The 12,637-nt window shown below is 54.2% G+C and carries 9 protein-coding genes and 1 pseudogene; 5 read left to right on the top strand and 5 right to left on the bottom strand.

Annotation, left to right across the window (positions count from 1 at the left end; translation table 11 throughout):
• The 3 genes and pseudogenes from VKV29_RS07010 to pdxT form a co-directional block, all read right to left on the bottom strand.
• Positions 1 to 92 (bottom strand): annotated as a pseudogene (locus VKV29_RS07010) (RNA-binding protein); the annotation flags it as partial.
• 305 nt (positions 93 to 397) lie between these two features.
• Positions 398 to 1,165, bottom strand: coding sequence for an SDR family oxidoreductase (locus tag VKV29_RS07015; RefSeq protein WP_324200591.1), 768 nt, complete (start codon positions 1,163 to 1,165; stop codon positions 398 to 400).
• A 34-nt stretch (positions 1,166 to 1,199) separates the two neighbouring features.
• Positions 1,200 to 1,811 carry a pyridoxal 5'-phosphate synthase glutaminase subunit PdxT gene (gene pdxT / locus VKV29_RS07020; protein ID WP_324200592.1) on the bottom strand — a complete coding sequence of 204 codons (612 nt, stop codon included), beginning with the start codon at positions 1,809 to 1,811 and terminating at the stop codon, positions 1,200 to 1,202.
• Positions 1,812 to 1,941: 130 nt separating this feature from the next.
• Here pdxT and VKV29_RS07025 point away from each other — a divergent pair, with 130 nt between their 5' ends.
• The 5 genes from VKV29_RS07025 (at position 1,942) to VKV29_RS07045 (ending at position 8,551) form a co-directional block, all read left to right on the top strand.
• Positions 1,942 to 2,832, top strand: coding sequence for a farnesyl diphosphate synthase (locus VKV29_RS07025; protein ID WP_324200593.1), 891 nt, complete (start codon positions 1,942 to 1,944; stop codon positions 2,830 to 2,832).
• Between the two features lie 102 nt (positions 2,833 to 2,934).
• The gene (locus VKV29_RS07030) at positions 2,935 to 5,262 is read left to right on the top strand and encodes a hypothetical protein (RefSeq protein WP_324200594.1); all 2,328 of its coding nucleotides are present in this window, start codon (positions 2,935 to 2,937) and stop codon (positions 5,260 to 5,262) included.
• A gap of 86 nt (positions 5,263 to 5,348) precedes the next feature.
• Positions 5,349 to 6,314 (top strand): aldo/keto reductase, encoded by a 966-nt coding sequence (locus VKV29_RS07035; RefSeq protein ID WP_324200595.1) that lies wholly within the window; start codon positions 5,349 to 5,351, stop codon positions 6,312 to 6,314.
• Between the two features lie 106 nt (positions 6,315 to 6,420).
• A complete protein-coding gene (locus tag VKV29_RS07040) occupies positions 6,421 to 6,939 on the top strand; it encodes a peroxiredoxin (RefSeq protein ID WP_324200596.1) in 519 nt (172 codons plus the stop codon).
• A 64-nt stretch (positions 6,940 to 7,003) separates the two neighbouring features.
• Positions 7,004 to 8,551, top strand: a complete 1,548-nt coding sequence (locus VKV29_RS07045; protein WP_324200597.1) for a phytoene desaturase family protein — start codon at positions 7,004 to 7,006, stop codon at positions 8,549 to 8,551.
• Between the two features lie 25 nt (positions 8,552 to 8,576).
• On the opposite strand, the gene VKV29_RS07050 is transcribed toward VKV29_RS07045, so the two are convergent.
• Both VKV29_RS07050 and VKV29_RS07055 read right to left on the bottom strand, forming a co-directional pair.
• Positions 8,577 to 10,421, bottom strand: a complete 1,845-nt coding sequence (locus VKV29_RS07050; RefSeq protein WP_324200598.1) for a sodium:proton antiporter — start codon at positions 10,419 to 10,421, stop codon at positions 8,577 to 8,579.
• Positions 10,418 to 12,571, bottom strand: coding sequence for a PQQ-binding-like beta-propeller repeat protein (locus VKV29_RS07055; protein WP_324200599.1), 2,154 nt, complete (start codon positions 12,569 to 12,571; stop codon positions 10,418 to 10,420). The genes VKV29_RS07050 and VKV29_RS07055 overlap by 4 nt, the downstream gene beginning before the upstream one ends.
• Positions 12,572 to 12,637 lie beyond the last annotated feature (66 nt).

Below are 12,637 nucleotides of genomic sequence, written 5' to 3' on the forward strand. Positions count from 1 at the left end.
TCTTTCACCGTACCTGCTGACGAGAAGAGAGCCTCCACATCCCGCTCGGTGGCGGAATAGGGCAGGCCTCCCACATAGATGCGCTTAGACATTCTTCACTCCTTCACACAAAGAGGACGCCTAAAAGATTGATCGCCCTCTGGGTTTCACATGCGCCTATGGCGCGTTGCAATACGGTCACACTTTCCGAACAGGAGTGGAAGCAGGCGCACCGAGGGAGATGCAATGGGAGCCGATAATTCCTCCTCACACAACCGAACCAACCGCACCCGTTCTTCAAACTGTGAAACCGTTGTTCTACTATACCACACCTTTCCAGAAATGTCAACAAGCCTCTTTGTCAAGCAGGCCCCCTGCTCGACCCAAAGCCTCGAAAATCTCTCTACCGGAGGATTTTCTAATATTTGGTAACCTGTTGCGTCAAACCTCCGTCCACATAGTAGGTGCTGCCTGTTACATAGCTCGATTCGTCGCTGGCGAGAAACACAGCCACAGCAGCTACCTCCTCTGGCTTGCCGAAACGCCCCCAAGGAATTTCGCTAATAGCGTTCGCCCGCGCCTGTGGGTCATCCAACACCTGCTGGTTAATCGGTGTTGCAATCGCTCCGGGTGCAATGTTATTGACGTTAATCTGATAGGGAGCTAGCTCTAAAGCCAGATTGCGCATCAACATGCGTAGCCCGCCCTTAGAAGTGCAGTAAGAGGCATAGCCTGGAAACGGCACATCTTCGTGTACAGAAGAGATATTGATGATCTTGCCTCCCTGCCCCTGCTTCACCATCTGGCGTGCTGCCGCCTGGCAAACTAAAAACGCTCCGTATAGATTGACCGATAAAATTTTGTTCCAGTCCTCATCGGTTAAATCTAAAAAGGGTTTTTTCATTTCGATACCCGCGTTGTTCACGGCGATATCCAAGCGCCCAAAACGCTGCACCACCGTGGCGACCATCCGTTCCACGTCTTCACGTCGGCTTACATCTCCGGGCACCGCGATGCCCGTAACCCCAAAAGTCGCAACCTCCGTTTCCGCGGCAGCCTCCTGCGTGCCTACCGGCAGATAGTTCACCGCAACATGCGCCCCCTCTGCGGCGAAACGCTCCGCAATGGCCTTGCCGATTCCGCTACTCGCCCCGGTTACAAGCGCCACCTTGTCCTTCAATCGCATGGAATTTCTCCTATCCTTAGGTTTACTGAAAAAGTTAGTCTGTGCCGGCTTTGTAGTTGCGTGCCATCTCGGCTAACAGTGCATGAATGCGCAGGTTGTCGGTTAGCTCGGGGTGGAACGCCGTTGCCAGTAGGTTCCCTTGCCGCACAGCCACCACCTTATCCTGAAACTTACTGAGTACCTGCACACGCGGCCCAACCTGTGTTACATAGGGGGCACGAATAAAAACCGCGCGCACCGGCACGATCTCCGTACCGAAATCGAAGGGAATATCCGCCTCGAAACTCTCGATTTGACGACCAAATGCGTTTCTGGCCACCGCAATATCCATTAAATCGAGTGTTGGCTGTTCTGGACGTCCCTCAATGGTGTGGGCCAACAGTATCATGCCGGCACAGGTACCGTAGATGGGCATTCCAGCCTGCCCACGATCGCGAATGGCCGAATCTAAACCCGTGCGCGCCAGCAGCTTCCCAATGGTTGTGGACTCGCCTCCGGGTAGAATAAGCGCATCCACCTGTTTGAGGTCTTGTAGGGTACGCACCTCCTTTGCCGGCAAACCTAACCGTTGCACCGTTTTCAGATGCGCCTCGAAATCGCCCTGCAATGCCAGAACCCCAATGGTAACATCACTTTTCTCTTTCATGGCCTACATTATATCTTAACCTCTACCATCTCTCCAAATCGCACCCCGATTCTCCTGCCGCCTTGATTTTTTGGAGGTCGAACAGTATACTAAACCCTGTCTGGAACGCGTACCTCGGTGGAGACCTATCGTGCCGTTTGCATTGCCCGAATATTTAGAGAGTCGACGTCATCTTGTAGAACAGGCCCTCGAACGTTACCTACCATCCGTTTCAGAGCGCCCGCAGCGTCTTCACGAATCGATTCGCTATAGTGTGCTCGCCCCCGGCAAGCGCATCCGTCCCATTCTTGTCATCGCCGGCGCGGAAGCAGTGGGTGGCACGGCGGAGCAGGTTCTGCCGACGGCCTGCGCTCTGGAGTGTATTCATGTCTTTAGCCTCATTCACGACGATCTCCCTTGCATGGATAACGATGACTATCGCCGTGGCCGCCCTACCAACCACAAAATCTTTGGTGAGGCCCTAGCTCTTCTTGCCGGCGACGCCCTCCTGGCATTGGCCTTCCAACTGATCGCCGAGAATGTGGCCAGCGTGCCTCCAGAACGTGTCTTGCCCACCCTCCATCTCGTGGCAAAAGCCTCAGGCACATGGGGCATGGTGGGCGGGCAGGTGGTGGATATGGAGTCCCAAGGCCAAAACGTAACGCCAGATACTCTGCATTACATCCACTCGCATAAAACAGGCGCTCTACTTACCTGCTCGGTCGTGGCAGGAGCCACTTTAGCCGGCGGTAGCGCCTCCCAGGTCGAAGCCCTCCGGCGCTATGGGGAGCATATCGGGCTTGCCTTCCAAATTGCCGACGATATCCTCGATATCGTCGGCGATCAGGAGCGTATTGGAAAACCGGTTGGGAGCGATCAGAAGCAGGATAAAGCCACTTACCCCCGCCTGTTCGGCATCGAAGAATCGCGTCAGCGCGCACTCCATGAGATGAAAGCTGCCCTCCAACAACTACAGGGGTTTGATGAAAAGGCCGATCCCCTCCGAGCCATCGCCCAGTTCATCGTTGAGCGCGATCTCTGATAAGCTCAAGATAACTTCGTCGAAACGTAGGCCGTCTTTAGGAGTGAAAAGTTATCTCGCTCTTTCGCCATAATAATGTCATCTTAGGCGAAGCGGAAGGAAATGAGAGGTCAAGAAAGAGCTATACGGCGCTTGCGCTCCCCTATCTGTAGTCGCATGAAACCTCTGCTGTGGAGTGTTTCGCTCCTTCTGTTCCTACTTATCATTAATCGTGACCCGAAGGCCGCCGAACTCGGAACCGGATTTGTTCCTATCCCCTCTTGCATGGTTAACTTTCGCGACCTGCTTCCCCCCAACAACCACGGTTTTCTAAAAGTAGGACAGGACGGACACTTTCACTGGGCTAACGGCGCGCGCGCCCGCTTTTGGGGCATTAATGTGTCGAGCACTCGTCTGGATATTCCCGATGCACAAATACAAAACGTCGTCCGCACCTTTGCCGATGCCGGCATCAACCTCGTTCGCTTTGAGGCCATAGACAACCGAGGCTGCTTGCTAGGCCCAGAAAATGCACCCGACTCCCTACACTTCGATCCCCACTACCTCGACCGCCTCGACCGATGGATCGCTACCCTGAAGCAGTATCATATCTGCTACTACCTTGACCTTCTTGACCTTCGCAGCTTCAAACCGGGAGATGGCGTGCCCAATGCCACAGCGCTGCACCGAGGAGCACGCCCCTACGCGATGTTCGATCCTAAACTTATCCAGCTCCAGCAACAGTACGCTCATGACCTTTTATGCCACACGAACCCCTATACCGGGCTGAAGCTGGTGGACGACCCCGACCTTGTCATGCTTGAAATCTGTAACGAAAGCGGGTTCTTCCTACAGCCCGACCAGCTCGATAACCTGGTAGAACCCTATCGCACCGAGTTGAGGAAACTCTGGAATCAATGGCTTCTCGCACGTTATGGCAATCGCGATAAATTAGCCTCCGCCTGGGGCTATATTCAGGGCTATCCGGTTCTGCGCCCGGACGAAGACCCCAATAACAATAGCGTAGACCTCCCTCTGCTTACACCACCTCCTGCCGATCTCCCCTCTAACGTTATTGATGTACGCCACGCGCCAAAGCGCGTTCAAGACGGCGTCGAGTTTCTCTATACACTAGAGCGCTCCTACTTTCACCAAATGGTCGCCTACCTGCACGGCATCGGTGTGAAAATCCCTATCACCGCCGTCGTATCGAGCGATGCGCCGGCCGATTTGGCAGCCGTCGCCGAAGAGTGCGATTTCACTGCAGAAAACTGGTACGGTGAAACCTCTTTACCCGATCCACAAAATCGCACGCTTTCTTATATCAGTAATCAAGACCCTCTCGCCAATGACAGCGGCCTTGGCTTCGCCCCCTACACGGCGACCCTTCGATGGAACAACAAGCCCGTGGTCATCCGCGAATGGGACGTCGGCTGGCCGAATCGCTGGCGTAGCTCCTCCGTGCCGCTCGTTCTTGCGTACGCCGCACTGCAGGATTACGACGCCGTGCTGCTGTTTGGCTACCAAACCAACAAAGGCCCGAACGACTCGAACCCGATGGCTCTTAATATGTACTCCGAACAAAGCGATCCGGCCATTTGGGGCCTCTATGCCATCGCCGGACGTGTTTTTCTTTCAGGCCTTATTCAACCCGCTCAACACACCGTTACTTTCGCCTTTCCTAAACCTAAACTTTTTCAGTGGCCTTATGATACACAACTCCTTACCCGTCTCGCGTGGTGCGTCAAGCTCAATAGCACAAGCCACCCCACTGCCAAGCCTTTGACTGTTACCCCAACAGGCACCGATCAGGACAACCAAAAACTCGATCAGATTCTTGCCTACCTCTATCATCGAGGCGCTCCTATAAACCCTAAAAGTCGCTTCACCGGCCAGTGGCTTAGCGATACTTCCCAGATTCACTTCGACTCGGTTCATCGGTTGCTAACCGTGTGCACCTCTTCGTTTGTGATGATCGCCGGTGCCTTCAAACCAAAGAAAACCTACCGTGTTGGCTCCCTCTGCCTCTCCACCGCAACGCCTTATGGGGCTCTCATGGCCATCGCCCTCGATGGCAAACCGCTTAGAAGCTCTCAAAATCTGCTGATCAAAATGGTCTCTATTGCCGAGAATACGGGCCAGCAACTACGTCGTGCTCCCCACGGTTCCCCAGCCGCCTGGGTCTTGCTCGATCCGGGCCATCCTCCGGTGACCACACACGGCCAACCCACTTCGTTCCCTACCTCTGTCTGGCTTGCTCCAATAAATCCTAAAGGGCAGATACGCTCCCTACTCTCTCTGCACATGCGCAACGGAACATGGGAGCTGCATATCCAGGCGAAGAAGGCTCAACTCGCGTGCGACACTCCCGAACTTCCTGTCACTGTCTTGGGCATTCATACCCTTACGGGCATGCCCTCTCACATCATCACCTTCATTGCACGTTGGTAACCCTTGAGCGGGGAGTCCACATAAGCCCCCTACAAGCAGGAAATCGGGTACAATTCCTTCATTCGAGGATGGAGCACGCTTGAAGCATGGCATTGATCAATATTCCCGGAACCGATCTTTACCCCTCCACCATTTGCCTTGGAACGGGTGAATTCGGCACCACCCTGGATCGTGAAACCTCCTTTCGCATTCTCGATGCCTATGTGGAATGCGGCGGCAACTTCATTGATACCGCCCACGTCTACGGCGATTGGGTTCCTGGAGAAAGAGGGCGTAGCGAAAAGACGATCGGTGCCTGGATTCAATCGCGTAAAAATCGGGATCAGATCGTCCTTGCGACAAAAGGAGGTCACTGGGATCTCCAGTCTCCGCATATCTCGCGTGTCACCCCAAAAGAGATCGTAAAAGACCTCGATGAAAGCCTACAGTTTCTTCAAACCGACACCATAGACCTCTATTGGCTTCATCGGGACGACCCCGATGTTCCCTACGAAGCCATCATTGAAACCCTTAACGCCCAACGTGATGCCGGTAAACTACGATGGTTTGGCGCCTCAAACTGGAGAACCCCACGCCTGCGAGCAGCCAACGCCTACGCAAAATCGCACGGACTTCAAGGCTTCGTGGCCGACCAAGTGCTCTGGAACGCTGCGGTTCTCGCAAAATATCCTTATGGCGATTCTACGGTTGGCTGGATGGATGAAGAGCGTTTTTTCTTCCATGAGGAAACAGGCATGGCGGCCATTCCTTTCCAATCACAAGCTTATGGGCTTTTCCATCGCATGGCCAACGGCACCCTGCATGAGATGAACCCGGGCTTCTTGAGTTTCTATCGCCTGCCTGAAACCACGCGACGCTTCCAAAGAATGCAGCGCTTGGCACAGGAAACCGGGCTTACCATCACGCAAATTGTGCTCGGCTATCTCCGCGGGCAGCCGTTCCCAACCATCCCCATCGTCGGCTGCCGCAGCGTTGCACAGGTGCGCGACAGTATGACCGCTGCCGACATCGCGCTTACCGCCGATCAAATTCTTTTTATCGCCCACGGCTAGAAGGCCCAATCCAATATGGTTTGGCTACCGGCCTCTCAAAAAGGAACCGAACAAATCATTTAAGAGTAATATGATTGATAAAACATCATACAAAGGGAGGTTCTTGGTGGCTGCGTCACTTCTACCCATAGGCGTTCCTGCACCGGAATTCGATATTCCTATGCCCGACGGCACAACGTGGCCGACCTCCTATTTTCGCGGCAAAAAACGCCTGGTACTCGTTTTCTACCCCGGCGATTTTACGCCCATCTGCACCGCACAACTGTGCGCCCTGCGAGACCACTGGAACCAGATTCAGGAACATGACGCGCTCGTTGTGGGTATCAACCCTGCAAAACCCTCCAAACATCGCCTCTTCGCTGCGAAGTTCTCCTTCCCTTTTCCGCTTATCTCCGACTGGGGACATAAGATAGCGAAAGCCTACGGATGCTGCGGCTGGTTTGGCATGAATAAACGGACGGTATATATCGTGGACAAGAGAGGCCTCATCGCCTACGCCTGCCGAGGAAACCCGAACGTAGCCGAACTGCTACAGGCCTTACATTCTCTTCACGACGAACCTCCCTATACAAGCGCACAAAACGGGGCGGTTCCCTCGCAGACCGCACAGATGCCTGAACCCTAAAAACACAATGCATCAGAGTTACCCTAACACTATGTCTCAAACAGACAGCAACGTTTCTAGGTCTATGTTGCCGCCTTTCTCTCTACATAAGGACGAGGTTTGCCCTAGTGCCATCATCGTCGGGGCAGGACTAGGTGGGTTGGCCACCGGCATTCATCTGGCCCGCCATGGCTGGAAAGTCACGATTTTTGAACGAAACAGACATGCCGGCGGCAGAATGAATGTGCTTGAGGAAGCCGGGTTCCGCATTGATATGGGGCCTACCATGCTGATGATGCCCGAAGTTTTGCACGAAATCTTCTCCGTCTGCAATCGCGATCCGAAAGACTACCTCCCCCTCACAAAACTGTGTCCAGCCTATCGCATCCTCTGGCCCGACGGCACCGCCCTCGATATGGGTGTAGATATGGCCACCCTTGTGCAGCAAGCGCGTAAATTCGAGGCGACCGATGCCACCCGTATCCCAGCACTTCTAGCGGCCATGCAGGCAAAATACGAAAACGCTCGCTACCGTTTTATCGAGCGCTCCTTCAACTCGCCTCTCGATCTGCTCCATCCTACAACGTTGGTCGGTCTCTTAAAAGCACTGCCCCTTGAATCGGTTTATCAAATGGTGAGCCGCTACCTGGCAAATGAAAAACTGCGTCAAGCCTTTAGCTTTCAAACTCTCTATCTTGGAATAAGCCCGCATCGCTGCCCCTCTATTTACGCCCTGCTGCCCTATGTGGAAATGGAGTTTGGGGTGTGGTTTCCCATGGGGGGCACCTATACCCTCGCAAGGGGTCTGGAGCGGCTCTTCCTTGAACTCGGCGGTCAGATTCGCTACTGTATGCCGGTTGAGCAGATAACGCTTCAAGGTCGCGTCGCCACAGGAGTACGCACGAGCGACGGTTGTGAACATCTTGCCGACGCTGTCATCTGCAACCTCGATCTGCCCACTGCCTACCAGAAACTGATTCCAAATACCTTGCGGCGTAAATACTCCGACTCAGCTCTGGCGCAAAAAGAGTATGGCTGCTCCGGCTTTCTTCTCTATTTAGGGGTTCAAGGGCTTTCGTTGGCCAACCTGCCCCACAACTCTATCGTCCTCTCAGAAAATTACGAGGAAGTCCTCGATGATATCTTTGAGAGACGTGTGCTACCAACCGATCCCGCCATGCACCTTTGTGTGCCCACACATACCGATCCGAACTTGGCCCCGCCCGGTCATCATGTGCTCTATATCCTCGTGCCCTGCCCCAATACGCAAAGCGATATTCGCTGGGACACCATGGCCCCTATCCTCCGAGATCGCACCATAGGCAAACTGGAACGACTTGGTCTCATTCCCAATCTTCACAAACACATCGTGTTCGAACGATGGTTTACCCCTGTCGACTTCGAGCAGCTTTATGGCTGCTATGCCGGCGCTGCCTACGGAGGCCTAACCCCAACCTTCCTTCAATCTGCCTATTTCCGTCCTCATAGCCGCAGCGAAGAGATAGCAAACCTCTACTTCGTCGGTGCTTCTACCCACCCAGGCGGAGGCGTGCCCATCGTGCTCACTTCTGGAAAGTTAACGGCAGAGCTTATTAGAAAAGACTATTCCCGCGCGAAATCCAAAACGATCTAACCCGTAACCGAGGTACTCTGTCCCTCTAGGCATCCCTCTGCCCCACCTCGACACCCTGTCTGGAAGTGTGTGGTAAATCACTCTCTGGACGGATCAGGCTGATCAAAACATGCCCCTCTTTCGGCATCGGCAGAGGATTTTCGGCAACAATATGCACCCGGTGGTTCTCTCCAATAAGAAACAGCGGGATAGCCCTCTCTCCATAGTGCTGCAGATAGTCGGAGTAGGTAAACTGTGCAGAGAATGTCGTCCGCTTGATCGTGGCTCCTCGCATGAAAAGCTCCTCAAGCTGTGCGCTCGTCAGCTCTCCACGAAACAGATAGCGCCCCTCTGGGTGCGTCGCTTCTTCCTTCTGCCCGCCTCTACCCAAACCATCCGGCGGAAGCAGATAGACTTCCGCGCGACCAAAAACCGCTCTGAATCTCAGCACCGCAAGCGTGTTCACCTCGTGGTTAGGAGTACATGCGAGGAGCCGCCCTATACCTTCGAGGTCAAGCGTCTCTCGAGCAGTACTAGAGAGCACATTGGCTCTTAATGCCGGTAAATCCTCCATGCGAGCGCTAAGTACGTTGGCCGGGTTAGTATCTACCAGAAGCAGCGGCAATCCCTCGGTTTTCAAGACCTTTGCCATCTCACGTACAGCCAAGCTGGCGCCCAAAAAGAGAATGCCTTGTGCCTCTTTCTGCGCCAAACCTAGCCGTATCGCCATCGGTCGTGAAGTGAATCCGGCCAACGTAACCGAACACAGTATCACCCAGAATACCGTAGGCACCAACCGCTCGGCCTCGAAGTGCCCTACACTCGCCAGCTTCAAAGCAAATACCGAAGATACCGAGGCCGCCACAATTCCTCGTGGCGCTGTCCACATTAAATAAAACCGTTCAGGCCAGCGTAACGGAGAACGAAACGTACAGAGGAGCACGACAATGGGGCGTACCACAAACAGCACGAACACGGTATACAACATGTCCTGTACAAAATGACCGAACATCTCGCCGGGTCTCAGTCTCGCCGCCAGCACAATAAACAACATGCCCAGCAATAAGGTGCGCAGGGTCTCTTTAAACTCCACAATGTGTTCGACGTGAACCACCTTTTGATTGGCTAAAGCGATGCCCATAACGACCACAGCAAGCAAGCCCGATTCCGGTTGAAAATGCTCGGCTAAAGCGTTTGCAGCTAACACTAACGCAAGCGTGAAGGGGCTTTGCAGTTGATCGGGAATCCAGTAACGTTGTAGGGCGAGAACCAACAAGAGAGCCGCCGCGATCCCAATACTACCCCCATAAAAGAGCGTGATGAGCGTGCTTTTCAACACAAAAAGCTCGGGCCGATGGATATCTACCCCGAAAACAACTTCAAACGCCAAAAGCGCCAGAGCAGCCCCAATTGGGTCTATGATGATGCTCTCCCATTTCAAAATCGCGCCAACAGGCCCCTTCGGACGTACCTGCTGAAGGAGAGGCCCTATCACCGTGGGGCCGGTAACCACTAAAATGGCCCCCGTCAACACAGCAATTGGCCAGCCCATCCCAGCAAGATAGTGTGCCCCCCATACTCCTAGCAGCCAGCTTGTTAACACCCCCACACTCACCAGGCTTGCCACAACCCAACCATGCTGGCGAACCTCGCTGTACTTTAGGCTTAATCCCCCCTCAAACAGCACAATGGCAACAGCCGACGAGACAAAAGGTAACAGCAGATCGCCCAAAATCCGCTCTGGACGGACAATTCCCATCACAGGCCCTGCCACAATGCCCGTAAGCAAAAGCAACAAAATAGAGGGCAGTCGCAGCTTCCAGGCCGCCCATTGGGCAAGCGTCCCCAAAAGAACGATCAGCGCAAGCTTTTCCAGCAAAACCTCGGTCATTTTACATCTTTAGGGGCAGCAATAGCCTGAACATCATCGGCCATCGTGGCTGTAAACACCGTTTTGCCATCATAGGCCGGTGTCGAGAAAATATTGCCCGGGCCCAGCTCATAACTCCAGAGAGGTTTTCCGTCGCCGGCGTTTAGCACGGCCACATGCCCCCTTACCCCCATAATGGCCAGCGAATGCCCATCCGGCGCCAAAGACGGCGAGGAATCGTAGATGGTTTGCCCTATCGCCGACACCCATATGGGCTGTCCATTGGCCGTACTTAACGCATAAACATTCCCCTTAGGCCCCAGCCCGGCCACAAAGATCGTGACCCCAAGCACGGTGGGTGAGGAGTAACCGAAAACGTCGTCCCCATTAGGTGCATGAACCGCCCACACTTCCTTCCCCGTCTTTACATCGAAAGCGTGAAGCACGCCATCATCGGAGCACACGTAGACCTTACCATCCCCCAATGCCGGGGCGGAAATCGCCGGAGAGAAGTAGAACAATCGCCCCACATGGTCTTCCCAACGCGGGGTGCCCGTTTTCGCATCGATCGCATAAAAGGTATTCGCCCAATCGCCCATATAGAAGGTAGTATCGTCGGCAGCTACACGCGACTGAAAGAACCCATTTGCCGGTGTCATCCACAACAGCTTTCCGGTCTTTGCATCCAGGCCGAAAATCTTCTTATTCCCACCGAAGCAAACCACGCCGGCGGTAATTCCCGCCGTGGAGAAAATGGGGTCTCCCGAATCAAAATGCCACAAAAGCTTCCCCGTATGAGCATCTAAGGCGTAGAAGTAGTGGTCGGTCGAGCCGATGTAAAGGGTGCCATCCGAGATCACCGGCGAGCCTAACACGGCGCCTTTGGTGGCAAAAGACCACCGTATTTTGCCAGTCGTGGCATTTAGCGCGTAGACTTTATGATCTAGAGAGGAAACGTAAAGGGTGTCTCCATAAAGCAGGGGGGAAGACTGAATAGCGTCTCCTAAATTGATAGCCCACTCTCGTGAAGGCTCTCGCGGATCATCGCGCTCGACCTCAAAAATCAATTCATCGCTGTAGGCAACTTTGTTGCTGGTTGTTAAGCGCACATCGCTCGAATGTACCCCCACCGGAATCGATGCTGTTGGGAAGACCACATGCCATATATCTCGCGAATCCTGCTCCATAGGCCGATAGGGCCCGCTGTCAATACGATATTCCGCGCTCTCTTTCGAGGGGTCATCCTCCGGCGAGCGCGGATCGAGCAGGGCAGCGATTCTACGGCGGGCAAGATAGGGCACATCCGGATCGTCCCAGCCGGCTCGCAACTGGGAAGGACGTGGGGGGTTGATCGGCAAGGAAGCAATCGTTACAAAAGTTCCCGGTTTTTCCGAGAAACCTCTCTCCAACGTCACCAAATCCTGGCGTACATGTACCCGACAAAAAGGCCCCCCGTTATACAGCGCGCCTACCATGAGGGTCTCAATGCCGTTGGTCTTCCACTCGAGATTCTGGTGACCATGTCCGGTGAAAATCGCCACCACATTATGGCCGTTCAGCAGATGAAGCAGATCATACTCGTTGTCAACCATGCGTACATCGGGGGCATCACGACCGATCCAATGATGCATGAAAACAAAGATCGGAGTCTCGGGACGAACATGTTTCAGATCGCGGGCAAGCCAGTCTAACTCACTCTGATCGAAATGCCCCCAATGTTCCAAAAGCACGGTTGTGTCGAGCAAAACGAAGTGCACTCCCTCATAATCGAAGGACTGGTACAGCTTACCAAACTGTTGCTCGAAACCTTCCTTACCTAGCGGGCACCACCTCACATCGTGATTGCCCGGCACGGCGTAGAACTTGATACCGGCCTCCGCAAGGGGAGCGATCGCCGCCTTGAAAGCGGCATACTCCTCCGGGCGCCCCGATTCGGTAATGTCACCGGTGTCAATGACAAATGCCGGACGGGGAGACATGGCAATCGCCTGAGATACCAGGTCACGAAGCGCCTTCGTACTCCCCTCTGCGGTCTGATGCGTATCGGTAATGTCGAGAAACACAAAGTCGCGCGGTCCTGTCCCTTGCGACAGGGCTTGAATAGGCAGCATCACCCAAACCACGGCAACGAAGATCGCCCCCAGAGACGCATCTAGCCATCGAAAACGCATAACATCACTCCCTTAGCTGAGAGGAAAGGAAGCCCTCCACTCACAGCTTCTCGGTGGGCTTCCCTA

The sequence above is a fragment of the Chthonomonas sp. genome (genome assembly GCF_035294165.1).
GTDB lineage: Bacteria > Armatimonadota > Chthonomonadetes > Chthonomonadales > Chthonomonadaceae > Chthonomonas.